This window comes from Paenibacillus phytohabitans (genome assembly GCF_013141775.1).
Classification (GTDB): domain Bacteria; phylum Bacillota; class Bacilli; order Paenibacillales; family Paenibacillaceae; genus Paenibacillus_AQ; species Paenibacillus_AQ phytohabitans.
Map to the genome: position 1 here is coordinate 385,389 of NZ_WHOB01000020.1, position 18,029 is coordinate 403,417.

Annotated in this window: 15 protein-coding genes; 1 reads left to right on the forward strand and 14 read right to left on the reverse strand. The window is 50.1% G+C overall.

The window, feature by feature from the left end; all coding sequences use genetic code 11:
- Window positions 1-380: 380 nt before the first annotated feature.
- The 11 genes from GC101_RS08115 to GC101_RS08165 form a co-directional block, all read right to left on the reverse strand.
- Window positions 381-1,847, reverse strand: coding sequence for an ABC transporter substrate-binding protein (locus GC101_RS08115; RefSeq protein WP_171716792.1), 1,467 nt, complete (start codon window positions 1,845-1,847; stop codon window positions 381-383).
- A gap of 133 nt (window positions 1,848-1,980) precedes the next feature.
- On the reverse strand, window positions 1,981-2,853 hold the full coding sequence (locus GC101_RS08120; protein ID WP_042138763.1) for a carbohydrate ABC transporter permease: 873 nt from the start codon (window positions 2,851-2,853) through the stop codon (window positions 1,981-1,983).
- 1 nt (window position 2,854) lies between these two features.
- Window positions 2,855-3,778, reverse strand: a complete 924-nt coding sequence (locus tag GC101_RS08125; RefSeq protein ID WP_042141372.1) for a carbohydrate ABC transporter permease — start codon at window positions 3,776-3,778, stop codon at window positions 2,855-2,857.
- A 116-nt stretch (window positions 3,779-3,894) separates the two neighbouring features.
- Window positions 3,895-5,223 (reverse strand): response regulator, encoded by a 1,329-nt coding sequence (locus GC101_RS08130; RefSeq protein ID WP_171716793.1) that lies wholly within the window; start codon window positions 5,221-5,223, stop codon window positions 3,895-3,897.
- Window positions 5,224-5,236: 13 nt separating this feature from the next.
- A complete protein-coding gene (locus tag GC101_RS08135; protein WP_171716794.1) occupies window positions 5,237-7,030 on the reverse strand; it encodes a cache domain-containing sensor histidine kinase in 1,794 nt (597 codons plus the stop codon).
- 163 nt (window positions 7,031-7,193) lie between these two features.
- Entirely contained in the window at window positions 7,194-8,156 is a 963-nt protein-coding gene (locus GC101_RS08140; protein ID WP_171716795.1) for an alpha/beta hydrolase, read from the reverse strand.
- A gap of 18 nt (window positions 8,157-8,174) precedes the next feature.
- Window positions 8,175-8,684, reverse strand: a complete 510-nt coding sequence (locus GC101_RS08145) for a GNAT family N-acetyltransferase (RefSeq protein WP_171716796.1) — start codon at window positions 8,682-8,684, stop codon at window positions 8,175-8,177.
- Between the two features lie 40 nt (window positions 8,685-8,724).
- The gene (locus GC101_RS08150) at window positions 8,725-9,525 is read right to left on the reverse strand and encodes an alpha/beta hydrolase (protein ID WP_171716841.1); all 801 of its coding nucleotides are present in this window, start codon (window positions 9,523-9,525) and stop codon (window positions 8,725-8,727) included.
- A 79-nt stretch (window positions 9,526-9,604) separates the two neighbouring features.
- Window positions 9,605-10,234 carry a beta-phosphoglucomutase gene (pgmB, locus tag GC101_RS08155; protein ID WP_171716797.1) on the reverse strand — a complete coding sequence of 210 codons (630 nt, stop codon included), beginning with the start codon at window positions 10,232-10,234 and terminating at the stop codon, window positions 9,605-9,607.
- Window positions 10,235-10,283: 49 nt separating this feature from the next.
- Window positions 10,284-12,623 carry a glycosyl hydrolase family 65 domain-containing protein gene (locus tag GC101_RS08160; protein WP_171716798.1) on the reverse strand — a complete coding sequence of 780 codons (2,340 nt, stop codon included), beginning with the start codon at window positions 12,621-12,623 and terminating at the stop codon, window positions 10,284-10,286.
- Window positions 12,623-14,926: a glycoside hydrolase family 65 protein gene (locus tag GC101_RS08165; protein ID WP_171716799.1), complete on the reverse strand. Its 2,304-nt coding sequence runs from the start codon at window positions 14,924-14,926 to the stop codon at window positions 12,623-12,625. The genes GC101_RS08160 and GC101_RS08165 overlap by 1 nt, the downstream gene beginning before the upstream one ends.
- Window positions 14,927-15,381: 455 nt before the next feature.
- Between GC101_RS08165 and GC101_RS08170 the strand changes: the two genes are divergently transcribed.
- Window positions 15,382-16,101 (forward strand): Crp/Fnr family transcriptional regulator, encoded by a 720-nt coding sequence (locus GC101_RS08170; protein WP_216626496.1) that lies wholly within the window; start codon window positions 15,382-15,384, stop codon window positions 16,099-16,101.
- A 134-nt stretch (window positions 16,102-16,235) separates the two neighbouring features.
- Here the strand turns inward: GC101_RS08170 and GC101_RS08175 are convergent, their stop codons facing one another.
- The 3 genes from GC101_RS08175 to nirD form a co-directional block, all read right to left on the reverse strand.
- Window positions 16,236-16,718: an NUDIX hydrolase gene (locus tag GC101_RS08175; RefSeq protein ID WP_171716800.1), complete on the reverse strand. Its 483-nt coding sequence runs from the start codon at window positions 16,716-16,718 to the stop codon at window positions 16,236-16,238.
- Between the two features lie 113 nt (window positions 16,719-16,831).
- On the reverse strand, window positions 16,832-17,650 hold the full coding sequence (locus tag GC101_RS08180; RefSeq protein ID WP_171716801.1) for a formate/nitrite transporter family protein: 819 nt from the start codon (window positions 17,648-17,650) through the stop codon (window positions 16,832-16,834).
- A 24-nt stretch (window positions 17,651-17,674) separates the two neighbouring features.
- A complete protein-coding gene (gene nirD, locus GC101_RS08185) occupies window positions 17,675-18,016 on the reverse strand; it encodes a nitrite reductase small subunit NirD (protein ID WP_171716802.1) in 342 nt (113 codons plus the stop codon).
- Window positions 18,017-18,029 lie beyond the last annotated feature (13 nt).

Consider the following 18,029-nt stretch of genomic DNA (forward strand, 5'->3'; position numbering starts at 1 on the left):
TTTCACCTTGTATAGTGAAATCTTTCACAAAGTATAAAGTTTTTTTTGATTTGTTTTCAAAGCGCTTTCATTCGATCATATTCTAGTCTATTTTCCATTTGTTGTGTGAAAATTCATTTATATTTGTCCGATTTGCGAACGCCCGCCCTCTAGCCTCCCCTGCTTTTCTTGAATCCAGCTCTTCAGCCTTGTTTTTCCCCCAGAATAATGATGCTATCTGATGTTCTTCCTTATCTTCGTCAACTCTACTCTCCTGCCGCATTCTCTTACATAGAAGTATAAATATAAATCAGAGCAAGCAAAAAGGCAGGAGACCGGGTCTCCTGCCTTAGCGTTATAAATCCTCTATCAAGCATCGTAACCACTCATTCAGCAAGTGACTATTCCACTTTGATAGTATCGAAGAATTTCTCTTGTACAGTTTTGGCTGCAGCGTCGAGCTGGGCCTTGGAATCTGTACCATCCTTGGAGAATAGCTCCTGAATTACATTGGACATGGTTGCGTAATAATCCTGAGTATTGTATTGTGCTTCAGGCTTACCATCCAGCAGCGCCATGATTTCAGGGCTGTATTGATAAACGATGTCGTACTTGTCATAGACAGCTTTGGTCTTCTTGCCGAAGTCGGAATCAGCAGCATAGTAATCAAGGAGCGGCGGGATGTAGTATTTGCCGTCCGTTTTGCGCTGGCTGATAATCGCGTCAAGAGCTTCAAGGCCTTTGTCAGAGAAGTAATCGAAAGTAATATAGCGGAAGGCCATTTCCTGCTCGTCTTTGCTGGCGTTCGGATTGATAACCAGATAGTCACCGCCGAGTACGCCGGTATGCTTGCCGCCTTTTTCAGCAGCTGGCATCGGGTAAGTAAGTACATCTTCAGGCTTGAGTCCGCCCTGGTTGAGCGCCTGCTCGATAACACCGTCAGATCCGGCCATTACCATAGCAGTACGTCCCTGCTGGAACGCGCCTACAGCATCGCCCCAGCCAAGCGCCCAGTCCTGAGGAACAGCTTTGGCTTCCCATCTCAGCTTCTTATAGAAATCCAGCGCCTTCACACCGGCATCCGAATTGAATGTAGCCACAACCTTGCCGCCTTCAATCTTCTGGATTTCACCGCCTGCTTCGAACAGGAAGTTGGTCCAGTTCCAGCCTGCTTCGTTGCCTTTACCCATTGGAGCAATACCGGAGATCCCCTTTTTGGTATCCGCTACCCCTTTGGCGGTATTCAGCATATCATCCCAGGTCCAGTCCATTGGAGGGACGGCTACACCTTTTTCATCCAGCATCTTTTTATTAATCATTGTTGTAGTGACATAACCCTTTTGCGTTACGCCATACACTTTGCCGTCAATAATGAACTGGTTCTGCAGGACAGGGTTAATCTGATCCTTGAATTCATAGTTGTTCCACAGATCCGTAACATCAGCAACCCAGCCCTTCTCGACCAGGAATTTCGCTTCAGTTGCATAGGTGTTGAAGAAGGTAGGAGCTTCATTCGCCGCCATCTTCACACCGATTTCGCTTACATTGTACTGCCAGTCATCCTTGACAATCTCTACATTCGGATAGACCTCCTGGAACCGCTTGATCTTGTCATCCTCCTGTGCTCTTACCTCGGTAAGGTCAGGGGTAGGATAGTGAATTTTGATCGTTACTTTTCTCTGGGTGATATCATCTACCGGTGCCTCTGTCGGAGCAGCGGTCTCCTCTGCTGCATTAGTAGCTGCTGGTGCAGGTGTCGCCTCTCCTCCATTTGCCGCCGGTTTGTTCCCGTTATTATTGCCGCCGCAAGCGGACAATAACGATCCCGTCACCAGGAGACATGCTAATACGTTGGAAAATTTACGCATTGAAACTCCCCTTTTCAATTCATAATTAGCTTACAAATTCATCATAAAAGAGAAACCGTTTACAAACGAGGTGTATTTATATTCCTTTCATGTGCAGGTTTACGATCCGTATCCTACTGCAGCATAATTCTGATCACCCTTTGACAGCCGACAGGGAAACGCCACGCATAATGAACTTCTGGAAAACAAGGAAGACCAGAATAGGCGGCAAAGAAACAAGGAACAGAATGGCAAATTTGATGTTAGTGTTCAGTGCTTTTACATTAATAACGTATTTATAGATCGCTGTAGCGAGCGTGTACTTCTCCTCACTGTGCATGACAAGCGACGGCCAGAACCAGTCGTTCCAGGCTGTGGAGAAGATAAAGATCGCCAGTGTTGCAAAAATCGGAATGGACAGGGGAACCGCAATGGTGAAGAAGCTTCTCGGCTCAGAGGCCCCGTCAATCCGTGCGGCTTCAAGAATCTCCGGATGAATCCCGTCGAAGAAATTCTTAAGCAGCAGGAAGAAGAAGGTATTCGCCCCAGCCGGCAGCCAGAAAGCCGCATACTGGTTCAGCAGCCCGAGTTCCTTCAGATTGACAAAGTTCGGGATCATATAGCTCGTGGCCGGAATAAACAGCGTCATCAGGAAGAAGAAGTAGAAGGCCTTGCGGTAAGGCACATTCATCCGCGAGATGCTGAAGGACGCCAGGCCCAGTACAACCAGGGTAGCTACCATGTTCCCAACAAAGATGTACAGCGTGTTCCGCAGGAACATCGGCAGATTGATATAATCCAGCGCATCCTTAAGGTTGCTGAAATGCCACTCCTGCGGGAAAAAATGCGGCGGAAATGAGTTAACCTCCACGTTGGACTTAAGTCCGTTGAACATGGTCATCAATATGGGATACAGCATGCTGAAAATCATTAAAAGAATGAAAAACACCATGATTCCGTATACGATTTTGTTGCCGGTCTTCTTAAGATCATGTTCGGAGAGAATCCCTCTGTCTGCGCTCTTCATCCTAGTTGTCCTCCTTGTTAAGCTTGAACTGTAAAATGCCCAAACCGCCCAGAACAACAAACATCAGCATTCCCAGCGCAGTCGCCGTACCATAATCCAGTCTTGTAAAAGCATATTTCACAATGAGCAGCGCATAGGTCAGCGTAGCATTGTTCGGTCCTCCGTCAAGCAGGGCCATCTGTGACTGGTACCCTTGAGAGGTAGCAATAATCTGCAGAATCAGCATGAGCAGAATCAGATTGCGCAGCGACGGCAGGGTAATATGGCGGATGCGGGCCCAGACTCCGGCTCCATCAATCTCAGCAGCCTCATACCAGTCCCGGGGAATACTGAGCACCGCAGCGAGATAGATCAGCATCCCCGAGCCGAACTGCTGCCAGGTCTCCATGAAGACAAGCGAGATCATCGACCACCTGGTATCCGTCAGGAAAGCGATCTGATCTGCCCCCGTGCTGCCAATCAGGGCATTAATCGGTCCGACCGGATCATACAGCCATCTCCATAGTCCGTACAAGACAACCGCAGGCATTACATAAGGCAAATACGCCGCTACGCGTACGAATCCGCCGAATTTTCTCAGCTCGGAGATCGCAATTGCAAAAGCAATCGGTACCCAGAAGCCGATCACAAGGCAGAGCAGCATGTAGTAAAGCGTGTTTTTCACAGCAATCAGCACATCCGGGTCCGTAAGTGCTCTGGCATAATTGTCCATGCCTACGAATGTATTTCCTTTGACGAAGTCCACCGTGTAGAAGCTGTACAGGAATCCTTTGAAAATGGGCACCCACATAAACATAATGAAGATGATGATCGCGGGGACGAGGAACATAAAGCCCCAAAAATTCTTTTTCCAGCGGTTCTGTTTATACGGCTTGCTCTCGAGCTCCGCTGGCAGGTGATCATGTAACGCAGCAGACTGGTTCATTCTGGCTCCCTCATTCCTTTCGTCTTTCAGCACTTTCGCAAAGTGCTTCCTACCTTAATTGTAGAAAATGAGGGGGAGGCTGAACATGTCTATATCTATGGCAATCGTAAGCGTTCTTACTTCTTCAGTTCACTGGGGCTGATTCCGTAGTATTTTTTGAAAATCTTGCTGAAATGCTCCGGCGACTCATATCCCACCCGCTCGGCAATCTCATACCGGCGCAGATCGGTATTCAGAATCATCTCCCGGCTGTCCTCCATCCGCAGCTTGATCACATATTCCCACAGGTTATGGCCTGTATTTTTCTTGAACAGGTAACTCAGATAGTTGGGGCTGACATGGTTCTTCTTGGCAACCTCATGGATCGTTAAGCCCTTCTGGGCGTAATTCCCGTCAATATACTCCTTGGCCTTCTGCACAATCAGATTGCTGTGCGTATGCAGCTCCTCGGGTGACGGATCAGCGGCATAGTTGTTCCAGTTGAAATCGCCATAGTAGAACACATAGTGGTCGGCATGCTCTTTGTTCCATAGAATGGCCTTCGAGGCCTGGCGGTTCAGCACATCCATGAAGCTAATCCCCTTCAGAATCTGGCTGATGCCGATTACAGCATTCAGATGCAGATAGCGGTGGATATTGAAATGCAGACTGCGCCCGAGCACATCAAGCCGTCCTACCTGGCCGGTTGCCGATTCCTCGTAGCTCTTCTCATCCCACTGGATAATCACTGTAATCTCCTGGTCCGGTGAATAAAAGGCTGTAGAGTTCCACTCCTGATCGAGCAGCTCCTTGGCAATATTCAGGGCGGCATAACGCAGCAGACTGCGGTCACGGGAAGTATATTTCTGCTCACGCCGTTCTTCCGGCAAGGGGAGCTTGATTTTGATGACGGCAAAAAACGGCCCCTGCAGCTTAAGCTCATCCAGCTTACGCAGCTCCTCCTCCCTCCCCAGCACCGAAGCGGTTTCGGCAAGCAGCGTATTCAGCAGTTCGCTATACTCCGGGAGAGGCTCCTCCAGGCGGAAGCTTTCACTGATCCCGTCCATGTAGGTGGCCAGCTCCGGTGACGGCTTATCCATCTTGAGGACTACACTGCGCACCGAATCAAGGAATTGCTCACTGTTCAGCGGCTTGATCAGATAATCCTTAGCTCCCAGCCGGACGGCCATCTGGGCATACTGAAAGGTCTCATGCGCAGAGATGACGATCGTCTGCACCCAGGGTTTGGCCATTTTGGCATGCTGCATCAGCTCGATGCCGCTCATCGCTCCCATCTGAATATCCGTAACGAGCAGATCAATCTCTTCCATCCGGATACAATCCAGTGCCTCAAATCCGCTGTTCGCGGTATAAATATGGTCAATATCAAGGCCTGAAGCGGCCAGCAGACTGCTTAGCCCTTTACAAATAAGCGGCTCATCATCAACAACCAGTATATTGAACACCTTGATCTCTCCTCTACTCTATAGTCTCTGATTTCGGAAGCGTCACTGTCACCACGGTTCCTCCGCCGGTACGCGGTCCGTAGCTGATCCCGTAATCCGGGCCGAAATGCAGATGCACACGCTGATTGATATTGCGTATACCATATCCGCTGGCCGGGTTGGGGCTTTCATCATTCAGTACATGGTCAATTGCCTTATAATCGACCTGCTTATAGCCGTTATCTTCAATGGTAATCAGAATCCTGTCATTCTGCAGAACGGAGGTGATGATGATTTCGCCGTCCTCATCCATATTTTTGACACCGTGAATAATGGCATTTTCGATTAACGGCTGCAGGGTGATCTTGGGAATCAGATTGCTTTTGGTTTCAGGGGCAATATTCCAGATGACGGCGAACACATAGTCATACCGGTGCTGCTGCAGCTTGATATAGGCACTGGCATGCTCCAGCTCCTCCTCAAGCGTGATCAGCTCTCTCCCCCGGCTTAAGCTGATCTTCATCAGCTTGGATAATTCCTTGATCATTTCCGCGGATTCCACATTGCCCTCCAGCGAGCTTTTCCAATAAATACTCTCCAGGGTGTTGTACAGTAAATGCGGATTGATCTGCTGGTAGAGCAGCTGTAGCTGGGCTTCCTTCTGCTTGATCTCCATCTGGTATTTGTACATAATCAGGCTGTTGAGCCTGCGGGCCATATCATAGGTAGAAGCGATCAGCACACTGACCTCATCATTGCTGCCTCTCCGGGGAGTCTCGGGAACGCGGTTGCCAGGCTCATACTTGCGCACAAAAAAAGCCAGCTTCTGCAAAGGAGTCATCAGCGAACGCCAGAAGTAAGTGATAATGATCAGACCAAACAGCGCGTAAGCAACGGTTATGTATTGAATGACACGTTTCATTTCGTTCTGCTGCTGCAGCAGCGCCTTGACCGGAACCTTATACACCAGCTTCTGCTCGAAGGCGTGATTGTTGTTGACTACATATATGAAGTCATCCGTGATGATATCCTCGGTCCCCTCCGGGTCACCGGCTTCAGAACCCTCAGGCAGCGCGATAACTTCCCCCGTTGAATTCGTAGTAGAGGCAAGCACGCGGTTGTTCATATCCGTCAAATAAATTTCTCCGTCCGGCAGGGAGATGGATTTCAGTGACTCTCCGATCTTCGATTCCATCTTGGTCACCACCAGCACGCCGATTGTGCCTGCACCTCTATAGATATTATTAACTGCCCTGACATACGTGAGCGTCTTCAGATCCTCGGCCTGCGGGCTCAGCTTCTCGGTGAACATCAGATAACCGTGGCCCTTCTGCTGCACCACCTGCTCGAACCAATAAGGCATTTCACCCTTGGAGAAAAAATAAACCCCCGCCTTCTTCACCTGCGGAAAATTGGGAGCGAAAAAGTAATAGTTGTCCGGATCATACACGTACAACGAATAGTAAATCCCGTCGCCCCGCTCGGCTCCCTGGGAGTAGCTGCCCAGCAGCTTTTCAATAGTTTCGTACCGTTCAACGCGTTCAAGCACCGGATCATCCCCGCTCATATTCAGCTGCTGCAGGATCGGATTCTGGATGACGGTCGTCGTTATTTTGTTAACCGTATCAATGTCTCTGTTAATGATGGCGAAATTCTGCTTGTTCAGCTCCACATAGGCATTGGTCACATGGCGCTTGAGAATCTCTTCCGCCTTATAGTTGCCGTAGCTGTTCAGAATCAGGATGGGCGAGATCATAATCAGGAACAGCAGAATCAGCTGCTGCTTGACGTTCAGCTTAACGATAGGTTTAATAAGCATCGACAACATCTGGATACACCTCCAGTTTCAATAATATAACAAACCTACAAACGCTTACATAGGTTTATTTCAAAGTTCTTTATGTTCATTTGTATGGAGTTTCAACATTATTATATTTAAACAAAAACCAGCCATAACACGAAGCTACCGTGTCAGACTGGTTTTATCACAATCATTCTCTATCCGGTTCGTTCTCAATCGTTCTCAAAAAAGCAAGCACAGCAACAATCATCTGCTCCAGCCCCCGTTGTTCAATCGGAAAATGGCCGGCGCCTTCTAAACTCACATATTCTTTTCTGCTTTTGAGATTATCATAAAACGGTTTACTGAAGCGGTAAGGAGTCATAGGGTCTAATTGAGGATGAACGAGCAATACCGGGCAAACCTCAAAGTTCTCAGGTTTAATCACCGGTTTCATATTTAAGAACGTTCTTAGTAAGCGTAAGGGAATAGATGTGCCTGCCGCAAGAGGATCGTTCATAATGAGTCTGGTCAGTTCAGCGTTGTTCGTGATCCATTTCATCCGGGATACTTTATTCACAGAGATCTGCAAGGAGTCTAATAGGGAAGGGAATTGATTCATACACCATCCCCCTAACCGGCTAATGAGTTTGTTAGGAGCTAACTGATCACGAACTTTTGAATCACTCGTATCCACAAATGTTGTTGCAATTAACCCTTTGACCCGTTTACTTTGTACAGCAGTGTGATAAGCTAACATGCCTCCAATACTGGAGCCCAGCAGAATGATAGGCTTGCCGTCCCGTTTCAGCTCTTGATCGATCAATTCATTAAGGATGTCAATCCAGAGCTGATAATCCAATGATTCCGCTGAATCGGTATAGCTTAGACCATAAGGCGGCAGATCCGGCGACACTACTTCATAACCATAAGCTTGCAGCATTCGTGCATAAGGAGCGAGCAACCTGCCGTTACCGCCAGCTCCATGAATGAAAATAATTTTCAATTGTGCATCAGGAGCAGGCATACGATCCAGGTGAATATGAGCATTATTCCAGGTCATCCACTCTTCTGTGGGTAAGTGGTTTTCATTGATCTGCATGTCATCAGGGAAAAACTTTTGATATTGCTTCCAATAGGTCACCGATTGATTATAGGAAGAGTCCTTGTTCATAAATATGCCGTTCCTCTCTTAGGGGACCGGAATTTCTTTTTCCATAATAAAATCATCCATGACGAATCCATGCCCGATATCCGCTTTTTGTTCCCTTAGGGTCCGAAAGCCTTTTCTCTTATAGACTGCAATACTGGATTCATTATCACGATTGACCGTTAGCCAAATATGAGTCAGGTTTCGCTCTTGGCACAGCTTCTCCAGGAAGGCCAATGCCTGGCTGGCATAGCTGCGACCCCTGTACTCCTTGCCTATATAAAACTTGCTCAAGAAGAGCTTTCCATCCTCTTGTCTGGCCGACATATAACCGGCTGTGGAGCCTTCACCGTTATGGATTAAGTAATATTCATAACCCTGATGATGGATCTGATCCGTAATCGCCGGAACCGATTGGAACTTTCCAAGCATATAATCGATCTGCTCGGCAGTGATAAGGGAGACATAATGTTCTCGCCATATTTCTGCCGCCAATCGGGCAACCTCAGCGGTTTCTTCCGGTGTATGCACATGTGGAAATCTAAGCTTCATAATATGTACCTCCTTAGGGCGCGGACATAGAAGCAGAAGCTCACGCTTTGGTATAGCCGTTCAATTCCAGCCAGGAGGCACAGGCATCGGTCCACGTCCGTGTATGCGGCTCATCGGCTCCTAAACCAATTCCGTGTATCCCATGTGCATAAATGTGAAGATCGAACGGAATATGATGGCGGCTCAGTGCTCCTGCGAACAGCAGGCTGTTCTCGAGCGGAACGGAGGCGTCATCCGAGGTATGCCAGAGGAACGTTGGCGGAGTCTCCGCTGTTACTTGGCGTTCGCTGCTTAGACGTTGAGCCAATTCCTCATCGGGGCTCTCGCCCAGCAGGTTGGTCTTCGAGCCCTGATGCGTTACCCCTTCGGTCATGGAAATGACCGGGTAGCATAGAATCAGCCGGTCCGGCCGGCTGGAAAGCCGTTCGAGCGGCTCCTGATGATCCGGATTTCCGAGATCATACAGGACACCGGATGAAGAAGCTAGATGTCCACCGGCGGAGAAGCCCAGAATGGCCAGCCGGTCCGGATCAATTCCGAATTCATCTGCCCGGAAGCGGATCGTGCGCAGCGCTCTTTGCGCATCCTGCAGCGCACTCGGGTATTTATAAGGTGCAACACGGTAGCGCAGCACAAACGCTGAAATTCCGAGTGTATTCAACCATTCTGCAACCGGCCGTCCCTCGTGATCGGCACGCATCGCATAGCCGCCTCCCGGACAAATCACAACAGCGGCATTCTGCTTGCCTTCAACTAAATAAGGTGTAATCGCGGGCTGGTCCTCATCACTGGTTCCCAGCGCTCCAGGCGCACCCTCAGGCCATAGCAATAACGTTTCCATCATCATCCCTCAAGCTTTCCTTCTATAATAGAATAGGTAGTAGAGGAAATAAGTTCCTCTAGGCAATTCTATCAAGGTCTTACAGTTCATGCAATCCGGATACTACCAGATCTGCCTCCTTCAGCACTTCCCGTTTCCCGATGCCAACGACCTGCATTCCCGCAGCTTTCCCGGCGGCTACACCGGCCTCGGCATCCTCGAATACCACGCAGTCCTGCGGCTGCAGGCCCAGTTCCCAGCAAGCAGTCTGAAACACTTCCGGGTCCGGCTTTGCCCGGGACACCTTATTGCCGTCAACAACGGCATCGAACAGCCCTGCAATATTCAGCTTATCCAGTATAAATACGGCATTCTTACTGGCTGAACCGAGGGCAACCCCTACACCGCGCATTCTAAGACCGCTGAGGTATGCCTTGACACCAGGCAGCAGCTCCGATTCATCCAGTCCGGAGATGTATTCCACGTAAAGGCGGTTTTTCTTATCTGCCATGACAAGCTTCTCCGCTTCACTGAATTCCAGCCCGCCAATCTCCAGCAGGATATCCAGTGATCTCATCCGGCTTACACCTTTGAGCCGTTCATTATGCTCTTCCGTGAACTGGAATCCAAGCTCTTCTGCCAGCGAGCGCCACGCAAGATAGTGATATTTGGCCGTATCTACAATTACACCATCCAGATCAAAAATCGCACCTTTCATATGCTCCAGCATCTGTTATATGTCCTCCTTATTGCTTCTTGTTTGCTTATACAAGCTGAGTTTAAGACTTCTGCGTAAATCTGCCCTGCATTTCAGATGATATTTGAAGTTCAGCCTCTTGCGCTTTACCTTGGGCCCGCAGCCGCAGCTGTATACCCGGACCGCACAGCTCCGGTTCGCCGCCGAAGCCGGCGAATGCTACAGCTTCGCTGTTGTCCGGCGCTGCGGTAACGGTGATCTCTTCCCGGCTGATCTGCAGCCGGAAGCTGTCTCCGCGCAGCACAACCGGCAGCTCCACAGCTTTCCACGCCTTCGGCAGCGCCGGATTCATCACAGCAGTTATGCCATCAAACTGCAGACCTGCGAAGCCAAGTACCGCCGCCATCCATGCACCGCCGTTCGCAGCCGGATGGGTTCCGCCGATATAGAGATCGCCGACATACTGCTTCGATTCCCCGGTGAGATCTACAGTGGCAGTGCGCATGAAATACGGATATCCCCAGTCAGGCAAGCCGATATCGGCAGCGACAAGTGCGTAGATGCACGGGCTAAGGCTGGAACCATGCTCGGTTCGCGGCTCATAGAATTCCCAGTTGGCCTGCTTCACTTCCTTACTGAATTTGCCCTTGAACAGGTTCAGCATCAGCACGACATCAGCCTGCTTCAGTATTCTTGTGGTGGTGGCCAGCCCGTTGCCTCCACCCCAGTATTCATGTTTGTTGATCACCCGTGATTTCAGCTCAGCCAGCGCAACCTCTTCCAGCTTCAGATAGCGGTCGAACTGTTCAATAACTAGGGTCTCCGGGTCCGGCTGCGGAACATAGAAATGCTCCAGCATATCTGTGAACTCAGCCAGGAACGGCCCGTGAGCAAACTGCCCTGCCAGCTCCGCATACACAGCCGGATATTTGTCCTGCAGCAGACCCGCTGTCCGCAGTGCAATTTCCAGTGTCTCCTGCACCAGAGCATTGGTGAACGCATTATTGTTGATCCGCTCATGATATTCATCCGGTCCGGTAACATCCAGAATCTCATAACGTTTCTTCACCGGATTGTAATAAGCATACGAGTACAAGAAGCGTGCGCACTCCCAGATGACTTCAGCCCCGCCGTCCGCAAGCATACTGTCATCTCCGGTGAACTGGATATACTGCCAGATCCCGTGCACCACATCTGCACTGATATGCACCTGCTTATCCCGGAAATAGGTCCGCATCGGCCGTCCGGTAAACACATCATTCACATTGAATAGCGTGCAGGCGTCATCTCCCGAATCCTGGCTCTCCCAGGCATAAAAAGCACCCAGATACCCATACTCAGCAGCCTTACGGCGGGCACCGTCCAGTGTATGGATGCGGTACATCATCAGATTGCGGGCAATACCGGGATCACTATGCAGGAAGAACGGCAGCATGAACATTTCCGTATCCCAGAACACAGCCCCTTTATAGACTTGGCCGGATAGTCCGCGTGCAGGAATGGATACTTTCTCAGACAACGTTGGCGCAATAATCAGCAGCTGATAAATGCTGTACCGGAGAGCAAACTGCGCATCATCATCTCCTTCGATCACCACATCGCTGCTTAACCACCGCTCTTCCCATTTCCGGCAATGGGCTGCCAGCAGCTCTGCATAACCTGCCTCAGCCGCAGCCCTGACTGTTCGTACCGCCTGTACAGCAGGTTCCCCCTCCATGTCCAACCCAGTGAACACGGCCACATATTTGTACCATTCATAGGTCTCTCCAGCCTTGGCGTCAAAAGAAACCGTCCGGAGCGCTCCCTCCCCATGGATACGCTGCTCCGCAAACGCGAAATCCGCCTGCTCAGCAACCGCCACCGGCAGCTGTAGTTCACCGGTAACAGCCGTTGCCAGGAGCACGCCTTCCTTCAGCTGATTCCGCTGCTCAAACAGATGGGGGCCATTGATATCCCAGACCTCACCGTCAATCCCTGTCTCAATCTCTATCCGGCAATCCACCGTACTATGAATTGTCCATTTACCGGCCAGCACATGCAGCTGATCCATGCTGACGAACCGCTCCGCTGTGAGGGTCACCTGCCCGCCGTCCCGGATACTGAATACCGTCTCCCGCCGGTGGACTGCTGCGCGGAGTTCCAGGCTCTGTAGATGAGCCAGCGGCTCCGTCTCCAGAACGCTAAGCACTTTCCCGTCACAGCTGACCACAGTGAACATACCGTTCGGGGCATTCACCGGCTCGCGCCATTTGTCTCCCGCTCTGTCGTATACCCCGGCCAAGGTAACCGCCGTGAGCTGCTCCTTGCCGAACTCCTCGAGCACACCCCGGAAGCCCATGTACCCGTTACCGGTCATATATTTATTCCCGTTGGTCGTAATTCTGCCAGGTTCGAAGCTGCGTTCGCTTACGGTCCAGTTCATTATGCCATCATCCCTTCACCGAGCGGAAGCTTCGTACCAGCAGCATCCACTAGAACCGTCTGACCATAAATAGTAACCTCAGTGCTTCCACCCTCTATGGCTCTGAAGCTGACCGAATCTTTGTTCACAATAATTCCGAGCAGCACGCCCTCATACCTCACCTGGAAGCTATAGGAGGTCCAGCGCTGCGGCAGTGTAGGCTGGAAGGACAGACGGGCACCATCAGAACGCATGCCGCCGAAGCCGTACACAATGTTCATCCAGGCTGCTGCAATCGATGTTGTATGCAATCCTTCTCTGGTATTGCGGTTGTAGTTATCCAGATCCAGCCGGGTAGCGAACTCGAAGAAATGATAAGCTTCCTCATGTTTGCCGACTTCACTGGCCAGAATGGAATGAATGGACGGCGAGAGTGAGGATTCATGGATACATCTGGATTCGTAGTATTCATAATTCGCAAGCTTGGCATCTCTGGAGAACTGCCCGTTATATAAGAACATGAACATCAGCACATCCGGCTGCTTGATCATGTCATAGCGGTACAGGCGGTCATACGACCAATTCGAGTAGAGCGGGAATTCGGTCACCGGAATCGAGTGAATATCGATATGAGGCATATCAAAAAATCCGTCATGCTCCTCATACACCCCGCTCTCCGTATCCAGCGGAATCTTCATATGCTCGCGTTTGTTGTCCCAATCGGCCAATTCCTCTTCGCGGAGCTCCGTTTTGGCAACAACGTCCGCATATGCTTCAGGTGTCTTCACCTTCATCTCGGCAATAGTTTCGAGCGTGAATTCAAATAATTTCTTAGCCATCAGATTGATATAGCAGTTATTGTTGACCATCAGCTGAAATTCGTCAGGTCCCATTACGCCGAAATAACCGTATTCCCCGCTGCGCTGACCCCACTGGCCGCGGGTCGCATAGAAGCGGCTGATCTGAATCAGCATCTCGGCGCCCTTACTGTAGAGGAATTCCCGGTCACCTGTATTCTTCACATAATGCCAGATGCCGTAGGAAACGGCTGTTCCGACATGCAGCTGAAGGTTAGAGTGCTGCCACAGATCACAGCTCTCAGTCCCGTCAATCGTAGCAATGGGATAAAAAGCGCCTTGGCAATCCACATCCTTCCCGCGCTGCATGGCTTCCGGCAGTGTCTTATAGCGGAACTCCAGCAGGCTGCGGGCAGCCTTCGGATTATTGAACATATAGAACGGCAGGCAGTAGGATTCCGTATCCCAGAAGGCCAGACCGCGGTATGCTTCACCTGTCAGCCCTTTGGCACCGATATTATAGCCCGGATGATCTCCATGATAGGTCTGATACAGCTGGAAAATGCAGAACCGGATTCCCTGCTGGTTCTCGGGATCGCCTTCAATAGTGATATCGCTGGTTGCCCAGATACCGCTCCAGTAAGAAGCTTGGTCAGCAAACACCTGTTGCTCTTCCAGGCCGCTTACCCCTGCTGCAAGCTCCATACCTTCAGCCCAGAGGCTATCCGCCGTACGGGAAGCTTCGTTGTCCGCCGCATTCACGACGAGCTTGGTGAAGGAAGCCGGCTCTCCTTGAGACAGTTCAAGCGAGAATTTCCGTCCGATGAACCGGTCACGCTCCACAAGCTCTGTATTTAAAGGCTGGGAGGACTGAAGCATAAACCCGGAGAACAGTTTGTTCCCGGTTGTCAGCGTACTTCCCAGAATAGCTGTAACCGCTCCTTCGTCTCCGCTGCGCAGCTGCTTCCACATGCTCTGGCCGTGTTCTTCGTGGATCATGTTGAAATCAAGACCTGTACAGATATCTACACTCCCCGTGAAGTTAAGCGGCTCAAAGGTGATCTGCTGCAGACCCAGATGAGACAATGTCATACTTACCAGGCGCGTGAAGCTGATCTGCAGCTGTTTGCCGTCCGGCAGATGCCAGATGAATTCCCTCCGGTATGTCCCGGTACGGAAATCCAGTCTGCGGGAGTAATTCGTAACCTTGCTATGAGCCAGATCGAGCTGTGAGCCATTAACGGATATCCGGGTATACAGCCAGTCCACCGCATTTACCATATAACGTAATGACCGGATAATACCCTTATAATGGTTGCCGACATCCATCTGCTCGTTTAGCCCATTCAAGTAACTGCCAGGCAGTGAATCTCCGCTGTACCCTTCTTCGGCATACCCCCGCACGCCCATATACTCATTGCCCAGTGAAAAGATGGATTCCGAGGTCCGGTTACGCTCCGGATCAAAGCCCTCTTCTATAATCGCCCACGGATCGACCTTCAGATATTTGTCCGCTACTTTTGCCATATTTGATTTCTCCTTCTCTAGGGGAATGTTCCGCCCTTCCCGCAGTTGTCCACGGAGGTACGGACGCTCAGTTCCAGAGTATCTCTAAGCACCTTCAGGACCAAGGTCTGCTTATAACGGAGTTATGTGCATTTTTACGGAAATGGGGATATCCTGCAGTGTGGGGTATAATATTTTAGACAATTCAGTGCTTTTTCCCGCAAAAACAAAAAAAGCCGCAAGCTCCCAGGATCTTTCCAGATTAGGAGGCAGCTGCTATAATATCCTGTAATACAGGTTATGGACCCGCTTTTGGCGCGAAAACATATCATATCTCACACAAATGAAGTGAAAATTATCACAATGTAAAAAATTCGACACTTTTTCGCGAAAATTTTTACCCATAAAGAGGAATTTACATGTATAATTAATTTAAAATTTACTGAAAAACTGAGGGAATAAAGGGGATGTCGATTATGATAAAGGAACATTATAATGTTATCGAAGCCCGCGGCAATACAAACTGTTTCTCCGAACAGAACTTTAACCGGCTATTGGTCACAATGAAGGAGCGCATGGTCCCTGAAGGCTCTCACCTATTCTGGGAAGGCGACTATTCGGATAAATTGTTTTATATCAAACGTGGACGTGTGAAACTAACCAAATCAACTGACGAAGGCAAGGAACTAATCCTGTATATGTATCAGGCCGGTGACATGGTTGGTCAGGCAGACCCGTTCTTCAGCACGAAGCATAGCTTCACTGCCGAAGTGATTGAAGAAAGTGAAGTCGGCGTTATTGAGCAGAAGGATCTGGAGATTCTGATCTGCCAGCACTGCGATTTCGCAATTGACTTCATGAAATGGATGGGGATTCATCACCGTCTCACGCAGACGAAATTCCGCGATCTGATGATGTACGGCAAACCGGGTGCACTCTGCTCTACGCTGATCCGTCTGGGCAACACCTATGGAGAGAAGACCGGCGACAGCATTCTGATTAACAAAAAAATTACGCATACAGATCTGTCCAACATGATTGGCGCTACCCGCGAAAGTGTTAACCGTATGCTGAGCGATCTGCGTAAAAAAGACGCTGTAGAGTATGAGAACGGCATGATTGTCATCAAGGATCTGTCGATGCTTCAGGACATCTGCCACTGTGAATTATGCCCTAATGAAATTTGCCGGATTTAATTCCTAATAATAATACCCTCTATTCACCTCAATGAAACATATATGACCCAATAAATTAATAGAGTGGTCGAAGGCGCCCTGTCCGGCGTCTTTTTTTCTTGTCTGCTGATGAGATTCCCGCGCTGCCAACATTTCTACAAGGTCTTTATTTCCCAAAAATCATAGTATTCCGTCCTCATAGTCAGCTCATCCCCGCTAAGCCACTTCGCTGCCAGTACAGCTGCCGGTGAGGCCGAATCCAGCGTGATCCGGGCTAATTCCACCCATTCCATCCCGTTCGAATCCTGTTCCGCAAAAGCTGAAATAGCTGCTGGCGCCTGCTCCCCGTCCAATTCAACCTGGTACAACGCTGCCAGATGATGCATATGCGTGAAGTCATCCTCCTGATAACGGACAAAAAAATCGAATATGCCCAGGTTTCGTTCTGCCTTGACTGCAAATCCGGTCTCTTCCATGAATTCTCTGACCAGGCCGTCAAGCAGCGATTCGTTCTCTTCAAGTCTTCCGCCAGGCAGATCGTATCTTCCGGTGTATGGCCCTCTTGCCTTATGTATTACCAGCAGCTTGCCGTCACGCTGGCAAACTCCATATACGCCAAAATGGTTAAAGCTCTTCAAGACTGTCCACTCCCTGATTCGAGTCCTAAACAGCTTACCACAGATAGAGGCTTCCTTTCAGTGACAAAAAAGCCCCGCAGTAATTAAACTGCGGAGCTTGCGGAGCTTCTAAATTAACTTATTTTCTTAGTCTGCATGGCAGTTGATACTTTACGGGGACTACGCACAGGTGAGATCAGCCAGTATGCCATGCCGACGAATACACCGCCGCCGATCATATTCCCTAGCGTAACCGGAATCATGTTATGCACCCAGCCGGCAATGCTCACAGTCTCCGGATGATTCGGCAGCAGCACTGCCACGCTGAGCAGCGTCATGTTCGCTACACTGTGTTCGTAGCCGCTCGCGATGAAGGCGAACAGGCACCACCAGATCAGAACCAGCTTCGCCGCTTCACTCTTAGCGCGGGAGGACATCCACAGGGCCAGGCAGACCAGCCAGTTACAGAGAATACCGCGGAAGAACAGCTCCGAGAACGGCAGGCTCATCTTCTTGGCTGCTGCCGCGAAGATCAGATGCTCGGCAGGCGCTGCCTTAAAAAGACCCGATCCCTGAATCAGCAGGGCAAGAATCACTGCACCGGCTACATTGCCGAGGAATACCAGGACCCAGTTCTTCACGGTATCCCAGACCGTAGTTCTCCCGGCAAGCGTGCTTACCGTGAAGAACATATTATTTCCTGTGAACAGCTCCGACCCAGCGAATACAACCAGGGTCAGGGCAATTCCGAAGGAAGCTCCCATAATCAGCGGCTGGAACGGTGACTTGATCGCTGCCAGCGGCGCCCCCAGCGAGAAGATCAGAATAATACCAATTCCTACATAAGCTCCTGCCAGGAGTGCCGCCAAAAAATATTTGGGCAGGCTCTCATTCATCTTGTCGCGCTTGCCTACGGCTGTCTCAACGATATTCTCTACGCTCTGCGTAAACATATCTACACCTGCTCTTCTTTTAATTTATAGCCTTGCCACTGCCGCAGGCAGACTAACCTTGACGACTCCGTCCTCCACAACAACCGGATGGACTACTGCCTGACCGCGGTCCGGAGCCTGAACTTCTCCGGTCCGCAGATCGATTTTCCAGTCATGAAGCGGGTCATACAGATAATAGCCTGATACTATTCCCTCAGCGAGCGGACCGCCCTTCGGGTGGGGACTGTGGTTCTCCACGGCATAGAAAGTGCCATCCGATGTGCGGAATATAGCTAACTCCACCTCTCCTGCCTTTACTACCCGGCCAATCTGCAGCATGAAATCGTCTGCGGATCCTACTGCATACTCTCGATTACTGAGTTCCATAATTTCCTCTCCC